The organism is Streptomyces katrae, from assembly GCF_000717655.1.
Taxonomy (GTDB): domain Bacteria; phylum Actinomycetota; class Actinomycetes; order Streptomycetales; family Streptomycetaceae; genus Streptomyces; species Streptomyces katrae_B.
In genome coordinates, this window is sequence record NZ_JNZY01000005.1 from 173911 (window position 1) to 195269 (window position 21359).

23 protein-coding genes are annotated in these 21359 nt (G+C 73.0%); 13 read left to right on the top strand and 10 right to left on the bottom strand.

The features are described from left to right. Position 1: 1 nt before the first annotated feature. A complete protein-coding gene (locus IF09_RS0108475; RefSeq protein ID WP_051832226.1) occupies positions 2 to 571 on the bottom strand; it encodes a MepB family protein in 570 nt (189 codons plus the stop codon). A 137-nt stretch (positions 572 to 708) separates the two neighbouring features. Here IF09_RS0108475 and IF09_RS0108480 point away from each other — a divergent pair, with 137 nt between their 5' ends. Then, complete coding sequence (locus IF09_RS0108480) at positions 709 to 1716, top strand: NAD-dependent epimerase/dehydratase family protein (protein ID WP_030293571.1); 1008 nt, start codon at positions 709 to 711, stop codon at positions 1714 to 1716. Positions 1717 to 1945: 229 nt separating this feature from the next. Here the strand turns inward: IF09_RS0108480 and IF09_RS0108485 are convergent, their stop codons facing one another. Together IF09_RS0108485 and IF09_RS0108490 are read right to left on the bottom strand one after the other, a co-directional pair. Continuing rightward, positions 1946 to 3061: a sensor histidine kinase gene (locus tag IF09_RS0108485; protein WP_030293572.1), complete on the bottom strand. Its 1116-nt coding sequence runs from the start codon at positions 3059 to 3061 to the stop codon at positions 1946 to 1948. After that, complete coding sequence (locus IF09_RS0108490) at positions 3054 to 3914, bottom strand: response regulator transcription factor (protein WP_078613126.1); 861 nt, start codon at positions 3912 to 3914, stop codon at positions 3054 to 3056. The genes IF09_RS0108485 and IF09_RS0108490 overlap by 8 nt, the downstream gene beginning before the upstream one ends. Before the next feature lie 123 nt (positions 3915 to 4037). On the opposite strand from IF09_RS0108490, the gene IF09_RS0108495 reads away from it, so the two are divergent. The 3 genes from IF09_RS0108495 to IF09_RS46830 are packed head-to-tail and all read left to right on the top strand — an operon-like array spanning position 4038 to position 6072. Next, entirely contained in the window at positions 4038 to 4754 is a 717-nt protein-coding gene (locus IF09_RS0108495; RefSeq protein ID WP_030293575.1) for a glycosyltransferase family 2 protein, read from the top strand. Next, positions 4751 to 5416, top strand: coding sequence for a TIGR04282 family arsenosugar biosynthesis glycosyltransferase (locus IF09_RS46825; protein ID WP_051832228.1), 666 nt, complete (start codon positions 4751 to 4753; stop codon positions 5414 to 5416). Before IF09_RS0108495 ends, IF09_RS46825 begins: the two co-directional genes overlap by 4 nt. Next, positions 5413 to 6072, top strand: a complete 660-nt coding sequence (locus IF09_RS46830) for a class I SAM-dependent methyltransferase (RefSeq protein ID WP_030293578.1) — start codon at positions 5413 to 5415, stop codon at positions 6070 to 6072. The genes IF09_RS46825 and IF09_RS46830 overlap by 4 nt, the downstream gene beginning before the upstream one ends. Before the next feature lie 80 nt (positions 6073 to 6152). Here the strand turns inward: IF09_RS46830 and IF09_RS0108510 are convergent, their stop codons facing one another. Both IF09_RS0108510 and IF09_RS0108515 read right to left on the bottom strand, forming a co-directional pair. After that, positions 6153 to 6557, bottom strand: a complete 405-nt coding sequence (locus tag IF09_RS0108510) for a hypothetical protein (protein ID WP_030293580.1) — start codon at positions 6555 to 6557, stop codon at positions 6153 to 6155. Continuing rightward, on the bottom strand, positions 6557 to 7705 hold the full coding sequence (locus IF09_RS0108515; RefSeq protein WP_030293582.1) for a molybdopterin-dependent oxidoreductase: 1149 nt from the start codon (positions 7703 to 7705) through the stop codon (positions 6557 to 6559). The genes IF09_RS0108510 and IF09_RS0108515 overlap by 1 nt, the downstream gene beginning before the upstream one ends. 113 nt (positions 7706 to 7818) lie before the next feature. Between IF09_RS0108515 and IF09_RS0108520 the strand changes: the two genes are divergently transcribed. Further along, positions 7819 to 9225, top strand: a complete 1407-nt coding sequence (locus IF09_RS0108520; RefSeq protein ID WP_078613127.1) for a glycosyltransferase 87 family protein — start codon at positions 7819 to 7821, stop codon at positions 9223 to 9225. A 4-nt stretch (positions 9226 to 9229) separates the two neighbouring features. On the opposite strand, the gene IF09_RS0108525 is transcribed toward IF09_RS0108520, so the two are convergent. Beyond that, a complete protein-coding gene (locus tag IF09_RS0108525; protein WP_030293589.1) occupies positions 9230 to 9628 on the bottom strand; it encodes a DUF4440 domain-containing protein in 399 nt (132 codons plus the stop codon). A 167-nt stretch (positions 9629 to 9795) separates the two neighbouring features. On the opposite strand from IF09_RS0108525, the gene IF09_RS0108530 reads away from it, so the two are divergent. From IF09_RS0108530 to IF09_RS0108545, 4 genes are all read left to right on the top strand, one after another. Then, positions 9796 to 12117 (top strand): family 20 glycosylhydrolase, encoded by a 2322-nt coding sequence (locus IF09_RS0108530; protein WP_051832230.1) that lies wholly within the window; start codon positions 9796 to 9798, stop codon positions 12115 to 12117. 154 nt (positions 12118 to 12271) lie between these two features. Further along, positions 12272 to 13519, top strand: coding sequence for a cytochrome P450 family protein (locus IF09_RS0108535; RefSeq protein WP_030293592.1), 1248 nt, complete (start codon positions 12272 to 12274; stop codon positions 13517 to 13519). 167 nt (positions 13520 to 13686) lie between these two features. Continuing rightward, entirely contained in the window at positions 13687 to 14553 is an 867-nt protein-coding gene (mptB, locus tag IF09_RS41650) for a polyprenol phosphomannose-dependent alpha 1,6 mannosyltransferase MptB (RefSeq protein WP_267882140.1), read from the top strand. Positions 14554 to 14655: 102 nt separating this feature from the next. Further along, positions 14656 to 15063 carry a VOC family protein gene (locus IF09_RS0108545; RefSeq protein ID WP_030293596.1) on the top strand — a complete coding sequence of 136 codons (408 nt, stop codon included), beginning with the start codon at positions 14656 to 14658 and terminating at the stop codon, positions 15061 to 15063. A 16-nt stretch (positions 15064 to 15079) separates the two neighbouring features. Here IF09_RS0108545 and IF09_RS0108550 read toward each other — a convergent pair whose 3' ends face one another. Further along, positions 15080 to 15421 carry a hypothetical protein gene (locus IF09_RS0108550; protein ID WP_030293598.1) on the bottom strand — a complete coding sequence of 114 codons (342 nt, stop codon included), beginning with the start codon at positions 15419 to 15421 and terminating at the stop codon, positions 15080 to 15082. Positions 15422 to 15638: 217 nt separating this feature from the next. Then, complete coding sequence (locus IF09_RS0108555) at positions 15639 to 17192, bottom strand: FAD-dependent monooxygenase (protein ID WP_106975012.1); 1554 nt, start codon at positions 17190 to 17192, stop codon at positions 15639 to 15641. Positions 17193 to 17317: 125 nt separating this feature from the next. On the opposite strand from IF09_RS0108555, the gene IF09_RS0108560 reads away from it, so the two are divergent. Beyond that, positions 17318 to 17998: a TetR/AcrR family transcriptional regulator gene (locus IF09_RS0108560; RefSeq protein ID WP_051832232.1), complete on the top strand. Its 681-nt coding sequence runs from the start codon at positions 17318 to 17320 to the stop codon at positions 17996 to 17998. 64 nt (positions 17999 to 18062) lie between these two features. Here the strand turns inward: IF09_RS0108560 and IF09_RS47880 are convergent, their stop codons facing one another. Then, positions 18063 to 18953, bottom strand: a complete 891-nt coding sequence (locus IF09_RS47880; RefSeq protein WP_030293605.1) for a calcium-binding protein — start codon at positions 18951 to 18953, stop codon at positions 18063 to 18065. A gap of 222 nt (positions 18954 to 19175) precedes the next feature. Here IF09_RS47880 and IF09_RS0108570 point away from each other — a divergent pair, with 222 nt between their 5' ends. Both IF09_RS0108570 and IF09_RS0108575 read left to right on the top strand, forming a co-directional pair. Continuing rightward, positions 19176 to 19460 carry a hypothetical protein gene (locus IF09_RS0108570; RefSeq protein ID WP_030293607.1) on the top strand — a complete coding sequence of 95 codons (285 nt, stop codon included), beginning with the start codon at positions 19176 to 19178 and terminating at the stop codon, positions 19458 to 19460. Positions 19461 to 19740: 280 nt separating this feature from the next. Next, positions 19741 to 20295, top strand: a complete 555-nt coding sequence (locus IF09_RS0108575) for a DoxX family membrane protein (RefSeq protein ID WP_037634329.1) — start codon at positions 19741 to 19743, stop codon at positions 20293 to 20295. A gap of 23 nt (positions 20296 to 20318) precedes the next feature. On the opposite strand, the gene IF09_RS0108580 is transcribed toward IF09_RS0108575, so the two are convergent. Further along, complete coding sequence (locus IF09_RS0108580) at positions 20319 to 20570, bottom strand: EF-hand domain-containing protein (RefSeq protein ID WP_030293610.1); 252 nt, start codon at positions 20568 to 20570, stop codon at positions 20319 to 20321. A gap of 264 nt (positions 20571 to 20834) precedes the next feature. On the opposite strand from IF09_RS0108580, the gene IF09_RS46845 reads away from it, so the two are divergent. Beyond that, the gene (locus tag IF09_RS46845; protein WP_051832233.1) at positions 20835 to 21359 is read left to right on the top strand and encodes a DUF5133 domain-containing protein; all 525 of its coding nucleotides are present in this window, start codon (positions 20835 to 20837) and stop codon (positions 21357 to 21359) included.

Here is a 21359-nt window from a genome sequence, read left to right on the forward strand (position 1 = left end):
CCTACGGGTGGTACAGCTCCTCGGCGCGGGCCGGGTCGACGGGGCCGTCCTGTGGCAGGTGGAGGAAGTGCTCCACCTGCCACTGCTGCGCGCGCCCGGCCTGGCGGTTGGCGGTCGTCACCCACGGCGGGTACACGCGGAAGCCGCGCTTCCCGCCGCAACCGTCCACCGATACGACGTCGTTCCGGCGCAGTGCGTCCATGGGGAAGACGAACTGGCCGAAGCCCTCGCCGTCGTGGCTGCTGATGACGACGAGGTCCACGGGATCGGCGACGTCGAACGGCGCGATGGGCCCGCGCGCGGACCTCTGCCACACGGTGACGAACTGGCCGACCTTGGTGGGCGTCGTCTTGGCTGCACGGAACCGGACACGGCGGCCGTCGAGGACGAACGCGTGCGCAGCGTATTCGGCGCTCTCGGCCTCGGGCACCGGCTGCGAGCAGGTGAACCCGCAGGGGTCGTAGACACGCGACTTCGCCGCGAGGAGATCGCCGGGGACCCCGATCGAGTCCGACCACGGTTCCGGTCCGGTACCGGGGTGGAGGGCAGAGCCCTCGCGGTGTTCCGTCATCCGTTCACCTTGTCACACACACCCAGCCATTCGAACGTTTGGCCGGACAGCGGTCGGGCCCGGGTTCGTTCTTACGGATCCGTGACGTGCGGCCGGGCATCTGCCTCATCGGCCACGGTGCGGCATAGCGTCGGCTCATGCGCGTACTCGTGACTGGAGGAGCGGGCTTCATCGGCTCGCACATCGTCTCCGAACTTGCAGGCCGGGGGCTCGACCCGGTGGTGTTCGACCTGGCGGCGGACGGGAGGGACGTACGGGATCCCGGTCAGGTGCGGGAGGCCCTGGCCGGCGTCGACGCGGTCTGCCACCAGGCGGCGAAGGTCGGCCTGGGCAAGGATTTCGGGGACGCACCCGGCTACGTGTCGGCCAACGATCTCGGTACGGCGGTGCTGCTGGCCCAGATGGCGGAGGCGGGCGTGGGCAGGCTGCTGCTCGCCGGGTCGATGGTCGTCTACGGCGAGGGACGGTACGAGTGCACCGCCCACGGCGTGGTCCGGCCCGGGCCGCGTGCCGAGGCCGATCTGGCCGCCGGCCGGTTCGAGCCGCGCTGCCCGGCCTGCGGCGCCGACTTGGCCCCCGGGCTGGTCGGGGAGGATGCGCCGATGGATCCGCGGAACGTCTACGCCACCACCAAGCTGGCCCAGGAGCACCTCGTGGCCTCCTGGGCGCGGGCTACGGGCGGTCGCGGGATCTCGCTGCGCTACCACAACGTCTACGGGCCGGGGATGCCCCGCGACACCCCGTACGCGGGGGTCGCCGCGCTGTTCCGCTCGGCGCTGGCCAGGGGCGAGGCGCCGCGCGTCTTCGAAGACGGCGGCCAGCGGCGGGACTTCGTCCACGTGCGGGACGTGGCGGTGGCCAACGCGGTGGCGCTGGAGTCGCTGGAGTCCCCGGGCGGCGCGGTGGGCGGCTTCGCCGCGTACAACGTCGGCAGCGGCGATCCGCGGACCGTCGGAGACATGGCCAAGGCCCTGGCCTCCGCGTGCGGGGGCCCGGACCCGGTCGTCACCGGCGAGTACCGGTTGGGCGACGTCCGGCACATCACCGCCGACTCGGCGCGCCTGCGCCGGGAACTGGGCTGGCGGCCGGTGGTGCCGTTCGCCGCCGGGATGGCGGAACTGGCGGCCGGGGCGGACACGCCCTGAGCCACCACCGGTCCGCCGGTCCACCGGGCCGCCGGCTCTCCGGACCCCCGGCCCTCCCGATGTTCCTAAGGGCTGTCCCGTAATCCCCGGTGGGTCAGCGCACGGCGTCGGATGCGGTGCATCGCAAGGCGGAGGGGCGCCCACATACTGGGCGTATTCGGGCGTTCCGACAACGCGGCGAGGTGCCGTAGCCGGCGTCGTGCGCCCGCCGGGGATTACGGGACAGCCCTTAGGCGGGGGCCGGGAGGGTCAGTTCGAAGCGGCAGCCGCCGGAGACGTTGCGGACGTGTACGTGCCCGTCGTGGGCCTCCACGATGCCCCGGACGATCGCCAGGCCCAGGCCCGCGCCTCCAGGAGGGGTGCGGGCCTGTGTGCCGCGCCAGCCGGTGTCGAAGACGCGCGCGAGGTCCTCCTCGGGAATGCCGCCGCAGGCGTCGGTGACCGACAGCACCACCGCTCCCTCACGGGATTCGGCCGCGATCGCGACCGTGCCGTCGGCCGGGGTGTGGCGGATGGCGTTGACCAGCAGGTTCGACAGGACGCGGGTCATCTCCTTGCCGTCCGCCTCCACCGGGAGCGGTGCGGCGCCGTCGCCGACCAGCCGTACGCCGTGCTCGCGTGCGAGTGCGTCGGTTCCGGCCAGGGCGTCGCCCACCAGGTCGTAGAGGTTCAACCGGGTGGGGCTGAGGCTGAGGGCGCCCGCGTGGATGCGGGAGAGCTCGAAGAGGTCGCCGACCATGGAGTTGAGGCGGTCCACCTCGGTGCGCATCTGCCGGTGGTAGCGGGCGGGGTCGGCGGCCATGCCGTCCTCCAGCGCCTCCGACATGGCGCGCAGACCGGCCAGCGGGGTGCGCAGGTCGTGCGAGATCCAGGCGACCAGTTCACGCCGTGAGGTCTCCAGGGCCCGCTCGCGCTCCCGGGACGACTCCAGGTGTTCGCTGGTCAGGGCCAGTTCGCGGCTGAGCGCGGTGAGTTCGGCGGGGGCGGGCACGGTGGGCGTGGTGAACGTGCCCTCCTCGCCGAAGACCCGTGCGGCGGCGACGAGCTCGCGGCAGCGCAGTACGACCTGGCGGCCCAGCAGCAGGGCGGCGCCCAGGGAGACGGCGGCCGCCACGGCGACGACCGTGGTCATCACGGTCAGGTCGTGCGTCGAGAGGAACATCGCCCAGGCCACCGTGAGCGTGCCGGCGAGCATCGCGAACACGGCGACGGCGGTCACGACGGCGAGTGAGACGGCGATGCTGCGGCGCCGCAGCATCCGCAGGGCGACCGCGCCCAGCGCTCCGGCGCCGCCCGCGCCGAGCAGCGCGTACAGGGCGATCAGCAGCAGGTCCTGCTCACGCATGTCCGAGCTCCGTCCGGGGATCCGTGGCGGGGGCCGCCGGGGCGGGGTGGGCGTCGAAGCGATAGCCGGCGCCCCATACGGTCTGGATCAGGCGGGGGCTCGCCGCATCGTCCTCGATCTTTCCGCGGAGCCTGCGGACGTGGACGGTGACGGTGGACAGGTCGCCGAAGTCCCAGCCCCAGACCTCGCGCATGAGCCGCTCCCGGTCGCAGACCTGCCCGGGGTGGCGCAGGAAGTAGGCGAGGAGGTCGAACTCCCGCAGGGTGAGGGCGAGCTCCTGGCCGTCCTTGCTCACCCGGCGGGCGGCCGGGTCCAGGCTCAGGCCCGCCGCGGTGAGCCGGGGGCCGGCGGCCGGCGGGGCGGGGACGGCCCGGCGCAGCACCGACTGCACGCGCAGGACGAGTTCGCGCGGGCTGAACGGCTTGGTCACGTAGTCGTCCGCGCCGACTTCCAGGCCCAGGATCCGGTCGTCCTCGTCACCGCGTGCGGTGAGCATGATGACCGGGACGGGCGGGAGGGGCGGGGTGCCGCCCTGACCTCGACGACGGTCGGCGCCGTGCTCGCGCGCCCGCAACCGCCGGCAGACCTCCAGTCCGTCCATCCCGGGGAGCATGAGGTCGAGGATCACCAGGTCCGGGCGCTGCTCCTCGGCGGCGCGGAGGGCGGCCGGTCCGTCGGCGGCCCGGCGCACGGCGAAGCCGGCCCGGTCGAGGTATCCGGCCACCACCTCCGAGACGGTCGGGTCGTCCTCCACGACCAGGACGCTGCCCGTGAACCGGTCCGGCGTACCCGCCCCGCCGGGGCCGACGGCGTCCTGGCCCTCGTCCGTGCTCTGCGTATTGCTGACTGCCATGGCCCAAGCCTGGCATCCGCCCCGGTCGCGTGGAACGCGCCCTCCCCCGATCCCGCACGGCGTCCGCGTTTCGTAAGGACTTGAAGCCCCTTTCGTCCCCGTCCGCTTCCTACGGTGTGGACCGTGACTGATTCTGCTTGTGTGCCGCCCCGGGCGGACCTCGTACTGCCGTGCCTCGACGAGGCGGAGGCGCTCCCCTGGGTGCTGGCGCGGGTGCCGGCCGGCTGGCGGGCCATCGTCGTCGACAACGGCTCCACCGACGCCTCCGCCGACATCGCCCGCAGTCTGGGGGCGACCGTCGTGAGCGAACCGCGGCGCGGCTTCGGCGCCGCCTGCCACGCGGGACTGCTCGCCGCGAGCGCCGACCTCGTCTGCTTCTGCGACTGCGACGCCTCCCTCGACCCCGCCCTGCTCGCTCCGATGGCGGCCCGGGTCGCAGCCGGCGAGGCCGACCTGCTGCTCGGCCGGCGCCGCCCGCAGGGCCGCGGCGCGTGGCCCGCGCACGCCCGCGCCGGGAACCTCGCGCTGGCGCGGATGCTGCGCCGCCGTACGGGGCTGCGGCTGCACGACCTCGGACCGATGCGGGTCGCGCGCCGCGGGGCACTGATGGGCCTGGGCCTGACCGACCGGCGCAGCGGCTACCCGCTGCAGATGGTCGTACGGGCGGCCGACGCGGGCTGGCGGGTGGCCGAGACGGACGTCCCGTACCTGCCGCGCTCCGGGAAGTCCAAGGTCACCGGTACCTGGCGGGGCACCTGGCATGCGGTACGGGACATGCAGCGGGTGCTGGCCGAGGCGCCCGGCACCCGGTCCGTCCCGGCCGGCGGGGCCGGCGCATGAGTCCGGACGGGAGCAACCCCAGCAGCAACCCGAGCACCGACGAGGGCACTCTTCTCGTCATTGCCAAGGCCCCTGTCCCCGGCCGGGTCAAGACGCGGCTGACCCCGCACTTCACCCCGCAGCAGGCCGCGGCCCTGGCCCGTGCCGCGCTGCAGGACACCCTGGACGCCGTCCTCGCCACGCCGGCCCGGCGGCGCGTCCTCTACCTCGACGGGGCGCCGGGGCACTGGCTGCCCGACGGGATCGAGGTGGTCCCGCAGTGCGATGGCGTGCTCGACCTCCGGCTGGCCGCGGCCTTCGCCCTGTACCAGGGTCCCGCGCTGCTGATCGGCATGGACACCCCGCAGGTCACTCCGGAACTCCTGGCCCGGGGACTCGACTTCAGCCGCACGAACGCCTGGTTCGGCCCGGCCCTGGACGGCGGCTTCTGGGCCCTCGGGCTCGCCGAGCCCGATCCCGCGCTGCTGATCGGCGTACCGATGTCCGTACCGCAGACCGGGGAGGTGCAGCGGCTGCGGCTGACCGCGTCCGGGCGGTCCGTACGGGACCTCCCCGCGCTCCGCGACGTCGACACCCCAGGCGATGCGGCGGAGGTCGCAGCCGCCGCCCCGGGGACCCGTTTCGCCGTCCTGCACGCCGAGCTGTGCCCGGCCGTCCGATGACCGCGCAACTGGCGGAGCCCGCCGCCCGGGCCTGGCGGGCCGACCCGTACGCCGACGCCCTGCGCACCGGCCAAGGACCTCTCTATCTGCGCCGCTCCGACGGCTGGCTGTTGCCGCTGGAGGTGGAGCGCTGGTGCGCCGAACCCGACAGCGCCGACGCCACCGTCCTGTCCCGCTGCGACGGCCCGGTCCTGGACCTGGGCTGCGGGCCGGGCCGCCTGGTCGCCGCCCTCGCCCGCCGCGGGCATCCCGCGCTGGGCGTGGACGTGACCCCGGAGGCGGTGACCCGCACCATACGCGCCGGCGGAAGCGCCCTGTGCCGGTCCGTGTTCGATCCGCTGCCCAGCGAGGGCCGGTGGGGCACGGTCCTGCTGATCGACGGCAACATCGGCATCGGCGGCGACCCCGGCGCGCTGCTGCGCCGCGCCGCGCGGCTCGCGGCCCCGGGCGGCTCGCTGCTGGTCGAGGTGGCCACCGTGGACGTCGACGAGCGCGTCGACGTCCGTGTCGACGACGGTCACGGCGGACGCGGGGCGCCGTTCCCGTGGGCCCGGCTCGGTACCCGTGCACTCCGTGCCGAGGCGGCGGACGCGGGCTGGACCCGAGCGGTGACCTGGCATGCCGCGGGCCGTGCGTTCGTACAGCTGCGACGCTGACCGCACACGGACGACCGGGACCCACGAAGGCGGCTGACGCGGTTCCACTTCGCGTCAGCCGCCTTCGTACGTCCTGTCGCTCAGGGCTTTCGGCGCGCCCCGCGCAACGCCGCGCGCGTCCCGGCCCACAGGCCCGCGGCCCCGGCGATGGCCGCCATCGTCAGCAGCCAATTGCGCAGGTAGTCCAGCGGTACCACCGTCGGGTTGGCCGCGCCGCCCGGCCGCAGGAGCGGCGGCAGGGCGATCGCCGTCAGCGAGCCCGCGACGATCAGGGCCGCGCGCGGGACCCCGCGCAAGCGCAGGCCGAACGCGCCCGTGAGCACGGCGACCGCGACCACGAGGGGCGCGATCAGCCCGTCGTGCACCACGACCGCGGCCGCGAGCCACAGCGCGATCCGCCAGGGCGACGGCTGCTGGATCAGCAGGGCGCCGCCCAGGCCCATCAAGGCCAGCCCGAGGGCCGCCACCAGGCATCGGTACGCCATCACGCCACCTCCAGTCGGCCGACCCACTTGGTCTGGAGCACGCCGGGCCGGTTGGGGGCGATGATCCGCGCCGGGTAGCCGTGGTCCGGGGAGAGCTCCTCGCCGTTCAGGCGCAGCGCGAGCAGGGTGAGCGGGTCCTGGGCGTACTCGCGGCCCATCTCCGTCACCCGGTACGCCCCGGCCACCTCCAGCGACTCCACGCGCGCGCGGGCGCCCGGGCCGCCTCCGGCGCGGTCCAGCAGGTCACGTACGCGTACCCCGGTCCACCGGGCGTTCTTGCTCCAGCCCTCGACGCACGCAATGGGCAGCGTCACCTCGTACTGCGGCATCGCGTGCAGTTCGTCGAGGGTGAGGGTGTACGGGCGCGGGCCGGCGACGGTCAGCCGCCAGTCCAGTACGGATGCCGCGGTGACCCCCGCCGCCTTGGCCGTACGGTTCACCGGGAGCCCCTGCGGTCCGACCGCGGGATGACGCGGGCCGAACAGGTCGAGCCTCCCGAGCCCGGTCACGGACTGTCCGGCGGTCGTCAGCGTCACCGCCCCCACCGCCGCCGCGACGCCCACCAGCAGCGCGCGCCGGTCCGGGCCGTCGGCCTCGGGCAGCATGAGCGTCCCCGCGGAGCGGCGGGTCCAATGGGCCCGGATCTCGGGCCACTTCACGGCGACGTGCACCATCAGCGCGCCCACCACGAGCCAGGCCAGCGCGAAGTGCACGGGCACGAAGGAGAACGGCCAGGGATACCACTGGAACGTGTTGAGCAGCCCGCTGAACAGTTCGAACACGCCGGCCGCCACCAACACCGCCACGGAGGCGCGCTCGAGCGCGTGCCGCACCGACGTGAGCGGCGGCCACTCGAACAGCCGCGGATACACCGCCCACAGCTTCACCAGCAGCAGCGGGACCGCCGCGATCCCGGAAACCACATGGAGCCCCTGGGTGAGCCGGTACCCCCAGTACGGGCGGCTCGGCAGCCGGTCGGCGAGCCAGACCGGCGGGTGCTGGACGTAGTGGCTGAGCACACCGGTCACGAAACACACGGCAAAGGCGAGCCCGAGCCAGCGGCCGACGGCGGTCGCGGTACGGGCGTCGTGCAGCCGTGCCTTGAAGGTGACGGGCGGGTCGGGCGGGAGCCGGAGTGGGAAGCGCATGGACCCATGACACGCCCGCCAAGGCACTCGGAGGGGGTTCGGACACCTTACGAAACACGGACGTGCACGGCGCCGCACCCCGATGTGCAGCCGTTGCCTGGAACGCTGCGGCTGTGAACCTGCGTACCGCCCTCGGCCTCTCCGCCCTCGCCGTCCTCGCCGCCGCCCTCGTGCGGACCATCCGCCGCGACGGTTACTTCACCGACCCCGCCGGACTGTCCTGGAGGTACGCGGCCTGCTGGGCGCTCTTCGCGGTCGCCCTGCTCGCGCTGCGCCGGGTCCCGGCCGGCCTGGTCGTGCCGCTGGTGCTGGCGGGGGCCGTCGCGGTGACGGCGACGGGGCTGGTGGCCGCGCCCCGGACCAGCACCGACTCGTACCGCTACGCCTGGGACGGCCGGGTCCAGTCCGCCGGCATCTCCCCGTACGACCACGCTCCGCAGGACCCCGCGCTGGCCCGGCTGCGCGATCCGTGGCTCTTCCCCACCGGCGCTGCCGCGTGCACCGGCCCGGACCTGGCCCGGATCCCGACCGGCGGGGACACGGGGGACACCGGGGGCGCCCCGCACTGCACCCGGATCAACCGGCCGGCCGTGCACACCATTTATCCGCCCGTGGCGGAGGCGTACTTCCTGACCGTCGACCGGCTCTCCCCCGCAGGCGCCCGGCACAAGCCGCTCCAGATCGGGGCCGGGGTGCTGTCCCTCGGCGTGACCGGCGCGCTGCTGCTGATCCTGCGCCGCCGGGGCACGGACCCGCGCCGGGCGGCGTACTGGGCGTGGTGCCCCGCCGTCCCGATCGAGGCGGTGAACAACGCGCACGTGGACGTCCTGGGGGTGCTGCTGGCCGTGGCCGGTCTCGGGCTCGTGGCCGCACCGCGCCTCGGGCGACGGGCCGCCGGCGCGCTGGTCCTCGGCGCCGCCGTCGCCACGAAACTGACGCCGGCGATCGTGCTCCCGGGCGCCTTGTCGGGCGTCCGCCGGGTGCGCGATGCGGTCGCCGTGCTGCTGCCGGCCGCCGCCTTCACGGCGCTCGCGTACCTGCCGTACGTCCTGCTCTCGCGCGGGTCCGTCCTCGGCTACCTCGGCGGTTACGTGGAGGAGGAAGGGTACGAGGACGCCTCGGCCGGTTCCCGCTACGCGCTGCTGCGGCTGGTGCTGCCGGACGGCTGGGCGCTGCCGGTGCTGATCGCCGCGATGGCGGGCGTGTGCGGGTACGTGCTGTGGCGCGGGGATCCCCGACGTCCCTGGAGCGGAGCGCTGTTGGTGACGGGGTGGGCGTTCGCGCTGCTCACACCCGGCTATTCCTGGTACGCCCTGCTGCTGGTCGCGCTCGTGGCGCTGGACGGACGCTGGGAGTGGCTGGGCATCGCGGTCGCGGGCCCCGTCGTGTACGTCACGGGGCAGGCGTCCGGCTCGCGCGAGGCGGTGAGCGCCACGGCGTACGGCCTCGCGGTGCTCCTGGTGCTCGTGGTCACGGCGGTACGCCGGCGCGGGGTCCGTACGGCTGATCGCCGCTGTTGACCTGTCAGGGCTGGTCGTACCAGGAGAAGGCGGCGATCCGCCAGCCCTGCGGGGTGCGGACGAACTGGATGGTCTTGGTCCCGCCGCCCTCGAACGGCTCACCGTCCAGGATCCCGGACTTGCGGTACGCGCCGAAGCGCGACGCGATGTCGCCTGCGATGTCCGTCCGTTCGGAGGTCTCCCACTCGGAGAACTCGACCAGCCGCCCATCGTTCAGCAGCTTCTCGCGGGGCTCGACGAACTCGTCCACGGTGTAGACCGTGAGCTCCGGGCCGGTCTTGACGATCACACCGGCCGGGAGCACCAGCCGCCGGATGCGGGCCACGTCGGCGGGCTTGCCGCCCCGGTTGTCGAAGGCGCCGAAGAACTCGGCGGTCAACGCGTCTATCTCCACCTTGGACATGACGCGACGGTAACACGCCGCCCTCTCCCCCTGCCGTGCGCGATCCTGCTCGGTAGGACGGGCTTTCGAGCAGGTATTGACATGCATCCGGCACTGCGCTGCACTTTGGCTGCACTTTGGCCGACCCTTCGAACTCCCCTTCCCTCCCATCCACTCGGGGACTTGCCATGCGTCTGCTCAGATTGCTCATCGCCGCCGCGACCGCGGCGACCGCACTTTCCTTACCCGGTGTCGCCGTCGCCGGACCCGGCCCCGGGGCCTCGCCGGCTGCCGCCGGGGCGCCACAGACGGTTCCGGCGCTGCGCCAGTGGACGGCCGGGACCGGTACGTACGCCTTCACCGCCGCAAGCCGCATCGCCGTCGACCCCGCCTACACCGCCCAGCTCTCCGACGAGGCCGCCACACTCGCCGAGGATCTGGGTGCGTTGGCCGGGCGTCCCGTCAGCGTCGTCACCGGGAGCGCCGCCCCCGGCGACATCGCGCTCAGCCTCGGCGACCCCGGCCTGCCCGCCGAGGGCTACCGGCTGACCGTCGGTCAGTCCGTCGCGATCCGGGCAGGGACCGACACCGGCGCGTTCTACGGCACCCGCACGGTGCTCCAGCTCCTGCACCAGTCGCCCTCGGTACCGGCCGGCACGGCGGTGGACTGGCCCACCAAGGCGGAGCGCGGGCTCATGATCGACCAGGGCCGGAAGTTCTTCACCGTCGACTGGGTCAAGCAGCACATCAAGGAGCTGGCCTACCTCAAGCTCAACTACTTCCACTTCCACCTGTCGGACACGTTCGGCTTCCGTCTCGAGAGCTCCACGCACCCGGAGATCGTCTCCGCCGCCCACTATTCCAAGCAGGACATCGCCGACCTGGTCGCGCTCGGGCAGAAGTACCACGTCACGATCGTTCCCGAGATCGACACCCCGGGGCACATGAACGCGATCCTGGCGGCCCATCCCGAGCTCAGGCTCAAGAACGGTTCCGGGACGGCCAGCCCCGATTTCATCGACCTCTCGCTGCCGGCCTCGTACACCCTGATCAAGGACCTGGTGAACGAGTACCTGCCCCTGTTCCCGGCCCCGTACTGGCACATCGGCGCGGACGAATACGTCACCGACTACGCCAAGTACCCGCAGCTGCTCAGCTATGCCCGCGCCCACTACGGGGCGAACGCCACTGCCAAGGACACCTACTACGGGTTCGTGAACTGGGCCGACGGCCTGGTCCGGGCGGCCGGCAAGACCACCCGGATGTGGAACGACGGCATCAAGGCCGGGGACGGAACCGTCACCCCGAACGCCGGCATCCTCGTCGAGTACTGGTACAGCTACGGGCTCACCCCGCAGCAACTGGCGGCGGCCGGCCACACGGTCGCCAACGAGTCATGGACTCCGACCTATTACGTGCTCGGCGGCGCCAAACCCGACACGAAGTGGATGTACGAGACCTGGACCCCCGACCGCTTCGAGGGCGGCGCCACGCTCACCGACCCCTCGAGGAACCCCGGTTCGCTGATCCACGTGTGGTGCGACAACCCGGACGCCGAGACGGAGGACCAGATCGCGGCGGGCATCATGTACCCGCTGCGCGCCCTGGCCCAGCAGACCTGGGACTCGCCGAAGCCGGCGAGCACGTACGCCGCCTTCACCCCGATCGCGGCCGCGGTCGGGCACAACCCCGCCTGGCCGGGTCTGGCCCAGCCCGGCAACCTCGCCCGCAACAGGCCGACCACCGCCTCCAGCACGGAGACCGTCAACTTCCCGGCCTCGCTGGCCACCGACGGTGATCCCGGCACCCGCTGGTCCAGCGCCTACGCCGACCCGCAGTGGCTCCAGGTCGACCTGGGATCCAGCCAGGCCGTGAGCCGCGTGGTGCTGCGCTGGGAGGCGGCGTACGGAAAGGCCTTCCGGATCCAGCTCTCCGACGACGCGACCACCTGGCGCACCGTGTACGCGACCACGACCGGCGCCGGCGGGGTCCAGGAGCTCACCGGACTGTCCGGCTCCGGCCGCCACATCCGCGTGTACGGGACCGAACGCGGCACCGCGTACGGGTACTCGCTGTACGAGTTCGAGGTGTACGGAGGCCAGTTGAGCGGCACCCGGTCCCTCGGCGCAGCCGGCAAGGCCCTCGACGACCCGGCGAGCTCCAGCGCCTCCGGCACCCAGCTGATCACCTGGACACCACACGGCGGTCCCAACCAGCAGTGGCAGCTGACGCTCAACGCCGACGGCTCCTACTCCGTGGTCAACGGCTCGTCGAGGCTCTGCGCGGACGTCTCGGGCAGCTCCACCGCACCCGGTGCGGCCGTCGTCCAGGCCACCTGCAACGGGGGCGACAGCCAGCGCTGGCTGATCACCGCCCTCGGCGGAGGCGAATACGCGGTGGCCAACAAGAAGAGCACGCTCCTGCTGACCACCGCATCGGGTACGGACGGCGCCCTGGTCACGCAGCAGACGAGTTCCGGTCCGGGCTACCAGCGGTGGCAGATCACCTGACGGCGCGGCGGCTCGCGGACGTCTCCCGGCGACGGCCCGTGCCGGGGGACCTCCGGCCCGCCGCCCGGTGGAACGCCTTGCCCACGAACGCGTTGTGCGAGGCATGGAGGACACTCGGTTACGACAACACGACCGTCTCCTGAAGGAGTTCCGCGTGAACCACTCCACCGACCCGCTGGTTCTCGATCCGGCCGGCGCCGACCGGCACGCCGAGCACCGGCTGCTGCGCGCCCAGGGGCCCGCGGCCCGCGTCGACGTCCTCGGCGTGACGGCCTGGGCCGTCACCGATCCGGCGCTCCTCAAGGAGCTGCTCACGAGCCCGGACGTGTCCAAGGACGCCCGCGCGCACTGGCCGGAGTTCGAGCAGGCAGTAGAGACGTGGCCGCTCGCCATCTGGGTCGCCGTGAGCAACATGTTCACCGCGTACGGAGCCGACCACAGGCGGCTCCGGCGGATGGTGGCTCCTGCGTTCAGCGCCCGCCGTGTCGCCTTACTCCGCGGCACCGTGGAGGACATCGTCACCGGCCTCCTGGACGAGCTCGCCGCCCTCCCGCCCGGTGAGGTGGCGGACCTGCGCGAAGGGCTCGCCTACCCGCTGCCCATCGCGGTCATAGGCCGCCTCATGGGCCTCCCCGACGAGAAGCGCGGTGAGTTCCGTTCCGTGGTGGACGGGGTTTTCGACACGACCCTCACCCCCGAGCAGGCTGCCGCGAACGCGGTCCGGGCCTACGAAATCCTCGGCCAGCTCATCGCCGCCAAGCGTGCCGTGCCCGGCGACGACATGACCTCGCTCCTCATCGCCGCCCGCGACGAGGAGGGCGACGGCTCCGCGCTCTCCGACGCCGAACTGGCCGACACCCTGTTCCTGATGATCAGTGCCGGGTACGAGACGACCGTCAACGTCATCGACCAGGCGGTCACTGCCCTGCTCACCCACCCCGACCAGCTGGACCACGTCCGCGCCGGCCGCAGCGGCTGGAGCGACGTCGTCGAGGAGACCCTGCGCCACGAGTCGGCGGTCAAGCACCTGCCGATGCGCTTCGCCGTGGCCGACATAGCCCTGCCCGACGGACGGACCATCGCCAAGGGGGAGGCGATCCTGGCCTCGTACGCCGCCGCCAACCGGCATCCCGACTGGCACGGCCCGGATGCCGATGCCTTCGACGTCACGAGGGTCACGAAGGACCACCTCGCCTTCGGGCACGGCGTCCACTTCTGCCTCGGCGCCCCGCTGGCCCGGCTCGAGGTCGTGGCCGCGCTCGAGGCGCTCTTCGACCGGTTCCCGGCCCTCGAACTGGCGGTCCCCGCGGACGAGCTCGTGCCCGTCGCCTCCATGATCAGCAACGGCCACCGGACCCTGCCCGTCCGTCTCGGTCCCTCGGTACGATCCGCAGACCGCTGACCGCATCCCGGAGCAGCCACCGCCCGCGTGGGCGGAGTCGGCCCGCGTGAGGGCGCAGCGACCCCCGAAGTTCACTTCCCCGACGCCTTCCGCAGGCCGGTCGTCGACCACCTCCACCCTGGGCTGCCGCCATGGCGGAGGTGGGGGTCGCGGTCCGGGATTGACGGCTGCTCGGAACGCTCGGGTCGGTGCTGCTGGGGGCCGGGAGCTGGTCGGCCGGCGCACTGCCTTTCGGGGTCCCCGACGGGGTGTGGGCGCAGCGGAGCCGGGCGCAGACAGTACTGGGAGCTGCGGCCGCGTACACCGGGCTGGCGCTGCTCGTGATCGCCTGGTGGCGGCTGGGCGGGCTGCTGCGCAGCGGGGAGCCCGGCGGCCGCAGAGAGCTGCGCTCCGTGCTGTGGTCCTGGGTCCTGCCCCTCGTACCGGGGCCGCTGCTGTTCAGCAACGACGCGTACAGCTATGTCGCGCAGGGCGCACTGGCAGGCCGGGGCTGGGACGTGTACCGGCTGGGGCCACCGCACACACCCAGCAGCATCCCCACTGACCGCGCGGCGGCGGGCTGTGCGTGGCGTGCCCCGCGTACGGGTCCCGAGTACGCCACCGGCATGGCGCTGCCGGGACTGGTGGTGACCGCTCCGGTCGTACAGCCCTGGTACGTGCTGTGGGGGACGGTGCCGCTGGCGGCGGTCGCCTGGCGGCTGCTGGATGACACCCGGGCGCGGCTGGCGGTGCTGGGGCTGATCGTGATCGTGCTGCCCAGCGGGACGGGGCCCACGTGGTCCTACGTGCTCGCTGCCGTCACGGGGCCGTCGGCGGCCGTGGCGGCACTCGCGGCGTGGGGTCCGCTGCGGCTGGGGGCGGTACCCCGCCTTCTCCTGCAGGAGCGCGCGTGGGTCCGCTCGGCGGCCAGAACGCGTCGGCGAGCGCGGCGAGGAACCGGGTTGTCCCGGCCCCCGGTGATCACTAAGGTGGGCGTTGTGACTGCCGGGTCGGCCTTGGGCCATGTACGAGTGGGGTTCCCGGCCTCGGCGTGAGCACGGGGCGGGCCAGGGGCCCGCCGCTTCTCCGCGTTTTGTTCCCGGGCGCCCGCGTGTGGCGCCGTTCCAGCGGATCCCGAAACCGGAGACACACCACTCATGCAGAACACTCAGCAGTACCCGGACGCCGTCCAGTTGGACCACACCGTCGTCCATGCCAGGGACCGGCAGCTGTCGGCCGAGTTCCTCGCCGTGATCCTGGGGCTGGAGGTCGGCGCCCCGTTCGGGCCTTTCCTGCCCATCGACCTCGGCAACGGCGTGACGCTCGACTACTACGCGATGACCGACGAGCCGATCCAGCCGCAGCACTACGCGTTCCTCGTGCCCGACGAACGGTTCGACAGCATGATCGCCCGCCTGGAGGCGGTCGGTGTCACCTACTACGCCGACCCCCACCACACCGAACCCGGGCACATCAACCGCCTGTTCGGCGGCCGCGGCGCGTACTTCGCCGACCCGGACGGCCACAACATGGAGATCATGACCCGCCCCTACGCCCGCCCGTAGCCGACGCGCGGGTACCTCAAGGGTGGCTGCCGGTGAGCGTGCCCTCGGGAGTGAGGGTGAAGGTGATGCCGCCGTTCACGACGGAGGAGTCGCGGTCCGTATCGCCGTACGCCCGGAGGCTGATCTGTTCGGCCTTGCCCCAGTGGATCTCGGCTTCGGCAGCGTGGGTCCAGCGGTTGACCCGGATGTCCGCAGACCAGTGGTCGATCTCCTCCTGACGCCAGGATCCCCAACTGCTCTCCGGCAGCAGGCCGGGCGCCGCGCCCCGGTGGATGCCGAAGGCCGTGAACACGAGCAGGGCGGCGGCCACGGCGAAGCCGGTCACGGCGGCCGCGCGCGGGCGGCGTTCAAGGGGCACAGCATGCTCCTGACGGTGGGAGGGCGCCGCTCGGCAACCTCGGCCGGTCCTGTTCCTTGCCGGTCGGGTAGACGGGTGTCGGCGCGGTTGCGTTCCAGGCCGACGGTGACCGGACGCGCCCGTGCCCCGTCTCGCCTCGCCGTGCCCCGTCTCGCCTCGTCCAGCGCGATGGGCGCCCGGCCCGGCCGGGCCAAGCCCGTGCGGGCCGCCCCGACCCCTAACCGTGTGACCCGACCCGGTGCGGCTGCGCGACCTGGGCCGCCCAGGCGTGCAGGTCACCGGCCGAGGCATCGAGCGGGTCGGTGGCGGAGCCGGCCCAGGCTATGTATCCGTCCGGGCGGACCAGGTACAGGCCGCGTCCGTACACCTCGTACGGACCTATCTGCGCGGTACGCAGGCCCGGGAGGGGCGGCAGCCGGTCCGGCAGCGGAGTGTCGACGGCGAGCAGGGTGAAGTGGGTGCCGCGGTAGAGGTCGAAGAGCCGCAGCCCGTCGCGCCGGCCGTCCGGCGCACGGTCTCCCGCGGTGAGGACGTCCTCGGTCAGACCGGTACGCGTCTCGCGGGTGAGCGACGAGTCCCGCTGATCGAGGCCCAGTTGCCGGGTGGCCGCGCCGCGCCGCTCCTCCCCGCGGTGGATGCGGGTCGACAGCCCCAGCATGGCGGCGGCGTTGGGCAGGCGCTCCTCCTCGTACGTGTCCAGCAGCGCCTCGGGGGCTCCGTCACGCAGGACGGCCGCGAGCTTCCAGCCCAGGTTGTGGGCGTCCTGGACGCTGGTGTTGAGCCCTTGGCCACCCGCCGGCGAGTGGATGTGGGCTGCATCGCCCGCAAGGAAGACCCTGCCGTCACGGAAACGACCGGCGAGAGCGGCGTTCACCGTGAAGTCCGAAGCCCAGTGGACCTCCGTGACCTCCTCGGCCCGTATGTGGGTGAATGCGGCCACCAGCGCGCGCACGTCCTCCGCCGCGAACTCGTTGCCGGCCGGCGCCGGCTGTGCGACGAACTGGAACTCCTGCGAATGCGGCAGGGGACACAGGGCCGCGAATCCCGTGCCGTCCGCGGCGGGCGGGAAGATGTGCCAGTTCTCCCGGTCGAGCGTCGGGATGACCACATCGGCCACGAGCATCGGGGCGGGGTCGACGCGCTCGCCGGTCATCTTGATGCCGACGAGCCGGCGGACCGTGGACCGGCCGCCGTCGGCAGCGACGGCGTACCCCGCGCGGACGGTCACCGGACTCCCGCCTCCCGTCGGTATGAGCGTGGCCGTGACGGCCTCGGCGTCCTGGACGAGCCCGGTCAGCTCGACCCCGAACACGACGTCACCGCCCAGTTCGCGGAGCCGGTCGAGCAGGATCCGCTGGGTACGCCACTGGGGCAGGATCCAGGGCCCCGTATAGGGCGCGTCCTCGGTGGACTCGACGTCGTCGAACATGCGGTACTCGCCGGCGCGGGTGCCGCCCTGCCACGTCATGCCGATCGGGGCTCGGCCGCCCCACCTCGTGACCTCCTCGAGGACGCCGAGATCGTGGAAAACCTCCAGGGTCCGCGGCTGGATGCCCTTGCCCCGGGAACCGGGAAACAGTTCCGGCGACCGCTCGACGACCAGCGCGCGCACGCCGCGCCGGGCGAGGTCACAGGCCAGGACCAGGCCGGTGGGGCCGGCGCCCACGATCAGGACATCGCTCATCCGGTCCCCCAGGGCCGCGATGTCCTCGTGCCGCTGCTCCTTTTCGTTCTTCCGCTCGTTCTCGTGCTCGTTCTCGTGCTGCGTCATCGGTCGCCCCGTTCGCGTAGCAGGACCTCTCCTTAACAGCGTTAAGGAGCCTGATATCGCAAGAGTGCCCTTAACGTTGTTAAGCTGTCAACCCTCGAACGAGTGCACCCGGGAGACAGCAGACGATGAACGCCAAGCCGCAGCAGACGCCGCCTCGGGTCCCGCCGCTCAGCCGCCTGACCGTCGCCGAGACCGCACTGCGGCTGCTCAACGAGAGCGGGCTCGACAAGCTCACGCTCCGCGCCATCGCGCAGGAGCTGGACGTGAAGGCGCCGGCGCTCTACTGGCACTTCAAGAACAAGCAAGAGCTGATCGACGAGATGGCCACCGAGATGTTCCGGCGCATGGCCGCGAGCCCGGCGCAACGGGGGGCGGACGGCCCCTCGACGCCCTGGCGCGAGCGGATGCTGGCCGCCAATCGCGGTCTGCGCCGCGCCCTGCTCGCCTATCGCGACGGAGCCCGCGTGTTCACCGGGTCACGCTTCACCGGAACCGAGCACGCGGAACAGTCCGAGGCCTATCTGCGGGACCTGCTGGCGCAGGGGTTCGAACTGCCGCAGGCCGTACGGGCGATGACGACCGCCTTCTCGTACACGCTGGGGTTCGTGATCGAGGAACAGGGCGTCCACCCCGTCCCGGGCGAGCGCCGGGAAGGCTACGACGTGGCGGAGCGCAGCGAGCGCATGGCCGACTACCCGCTCACTGCGGCCGCCGGTGCACATCTCTTCCAGGAGTACGACGAGCACTTCGAAGAGGGTCTGCAGATCGTCATCGACGGCATCGCCGCGCGGTACGGCATCCGCTGACCGCAGCGTCCGGGGACGCCGCGGCCCTCCGCGCCCGGGTGACCCGACGGCCGCGGCCGTCCGGTTACGGGACGTTGGTCATGGTCTCGCAGCGGACGGCGACGTCGCTTCCGTCCTTGCCGTCGCAGGTGTCCTTCACGTCGTCACCCCCGTCCATGACGTCATTGCCGCTCGCCGCCTCGTCCGCCGGGGAGAGCACTGCCGGCGCGCTCTGAGCAGGCTTCGCCGACGAGCTCGGGCGGTTCTGGCGGCCCGGGCGGGCAGGCTTCGCGGCCACGCCGTTCTCGCCCTTCCCGTGCGCGGCGTGACCCGAGTTGCTGTCGCCGATGATGGCGTCGACGCCGGGCCCGCCCATGAGTACGTCGGCGCCGTGGCCGGCGGCGCTGGCCTCGGCCGAGGAGTCGCCGGTGATGCTGTCGTCACCGGGCCCGCCGTCGATGACGTCCCTGCCGCCACCCGTTGCGTTGATGCCGCCGCGGCTGTCGCCGATGAGGGCGTCGTTCCCCTCCTCGCCGAACAGGACGTCGTCGCCCCCGCCGGACGCGCTGGAGCCGAAGGCCATGCTGTCCCCGCCCATGCGGTCGTCACCCGGCCCGCCGAAGAGGACGTCATTGCCCCCGCCGTCGACGGGGGCTCCGGTGGCGATCAGGTCGCCGCGCAGGAGGTCCGCGCCTTCGCCGCCGTCCAGCTGGTCGTTGCCCAGGCCTCCGGCGATCGTGTCGTTCCCGCCCAGGCCGCAGATCAGGTCGTCCCCGCCGAGCCCGTCGATGGTGTCCACACCCGCCGACCCGATGATGACGTCGTCGCCCGCCGTCCCGGCGATCGTGCCCGCCCCCGTCAACGTCGCCGCGCGGCCGAAGCAGGTGGCCCCGGGCGCGTCGGAGGCCGCTGCAGGGACTCCGAAGGAGAGCAGCGCGGCTGCGGTCAGCAGGGTGAGTGACTTACGGCAAGGCATACAGACCTCCGGTGGGAGTGGTCACAGTGGCCCGGCCGTCCGAGGAACCAGGCTCGAATCCGTGGGGAACATATGGGGTGAATCGCCTGAAAGCAATGAAATGCCTAACCTTTTGTATGCCTTACGCTCGGTTGGCCCCGTCCCGAAGCGGGCCGCACACCCGGACGGAGTCCGCTCCGCCCCGAGGGGGCGGGTTCCCGGACGGTCGCCTACCGTCGAGGTATGAGCGGGATCATCGTGGTGCACGAGTTCGGCACTCCGGCGCCGACCCGCGCCGGCAAGGGGCGGGCCCAGGGCACCGAGGCACCCGTCCGCCAGGTGCATGCAGCGCCTGCCGCGCCCGGGACGGCCAACGAGCCGGGCCCGCGCACGGTCTGCGGCAAGGACACCTTCGCGATGGCACCGGCCCGCTGGACCCCGTCCGAGCAGCCGGACTCCCCGTGGTACCCGCCGCAGGAGGCGAGCCTGGTGTGCCCTTCCTGCGATGCGGTGATGGACGACAGCTGATCCGGCACCGTTCGGCGCCGCTCCCGGCAGCCGGGACGACGCTGCCCGTACCCGTGCCGCCGACTGCTCCCCGACACCGCAGCCCTGCACGGCGTACTCACTCGGCCGGAACGCGATCTGTGGCCCACATCGGCTGCGTCCGGACGGGGTCCGGGACGCGCCGGTGGCGGCACACCGCATGCGCACGCGGTGTGCTCACGTGAAGCTTGAGACCTGGTGACACGCACCAGCCCGCACGTACCAGGTCGTGGCGACCGCGCCCAAGGAAAGGTCTGTCCTCATGCCGCTCACCCATCGCAAGGATCTCGGACTGCTCGCCCTGCGCCTGGGGGCAGGCGGTGTGCTGATCGCCCACGGGGCACAGAAGCTCTTCGGCTGGTTCGGCGGAGCCGGTATCGAAGGCACGGCCCGGGGCATGGAGCACATGGGATTCGTCCCGGGACGGGAGAGCGCGATCGCAGCCGGACTCGGCGAGGCCGGCGGTGGCGCGCTGCTCGCCCTGGGCCTTGCGACCCCGGCGGCCGGCGCCGCCGCGGCGGGCGCCATGGCCGGCGCCGCCGCGGTGCACGCGCCGGCCGGGTTCTTCGCCCAGGGCGGCGGCTTGGAGTACCCGGCCTTCCTCGGCTTCGTAGCGGCCTGCCTCGGCCTTTCCGGGCCCGGTTGCTTCTCGCTCGACCACGTCACCCGGCACCGGCTGGACCGGCCGGCCACGGTGGTGATGGCCTTCACGCTCAGCGCGGCCGCGGCCACCGTCGTCCTCAACCGGCGGGCCGCGACGCTCGCCGCCGCCGAAGCGTCCGGCCCGGGCCGGGACGCCGAGGGGCAGACGGCGTAGCCGCCATCGCCGGCTCGCAGGGGCTACCAGCCGAAGCGGCGGTCGACCTCCTGGGCGAACTCCTCGAACGTCAGCACGTTGTCGCCGTTCTTGTCGGCGGCGTCGAAGAGCGCGGACGAGGCATCGACATCACCCAGGCCCCAGAACGGCAGGTCGCCGTTGGCGGCCAGGGTCGGGCCCTTCGCCCGCAGGGCGGTGATCACTTCCAGGCGGGTCAGGGTGCCGTCATGGTTGAGATCGAGCGCCTCGAACAGCTTGCGGGCCTTCGCACTCATCACGTACGTCCTTCCGGGAGGAGTCGGCAGGGGCTGCCTGCCGCCAGCCTACGGCGCCGCCCACGCCGGTCGGCGGGGGCGGGTCCCCGGAGCGCGAGGGGCGAGCGAAACCCGGTCCGGCCGTGGCCCCTGGGGCCGGCCGGCCGGGCGGCGCACTCTCCCCGGAGGGATCCGAACCCATCGGCGTACGAGGCCGTGCCCCATCCCGGGCAACCACGCGCACAGCCGGCGCAAGCCGACCCAGCAGCGGGAGGAAACACGCGGATGAGCGAGACATCACCCGAGCACGCCGCCACGGAGCAGGCCGTGACCGTACTGATGGCGGTGGTGCCGTGCGGCTGCGACACCGCGCGCCAGATCCTGGCGGACACGGCGCGGGCCGCCGGAGCCGCCCTGCTCGAGACGGCCGAGGCCGTGCTCGCCCTGGGAGGCTGCCGCGCGCTGCCGGCCGCCCTGGGCGCGGCCCTGCAGGCCGCGATGGACGGGGCCAGGTCCGCCGTCGCGCCGCTCGCGACCGAAACGTACACGCGGCTGCTCCCCGACCCGCAGGCCATCGGCGAGTTGCTGAAGCGGTACCGCGGCCTGCGCCGCCGCGCTCTGGCCGCGCCGCACGACCCCGCCGTGCGCAAGGAGCTCGACGACACCACGTACACCCTGTGCATCCTGATGGGCCAACGGAACGCGAGCACGGCACTCCGCTCGGCCGAACTGCTCGTCGGCGCCGAATGGCTCGGCACCACGGTGAGGAGGAGGGTCCGGGACGCGACAACGGAGCGCCACGGGTGGTGA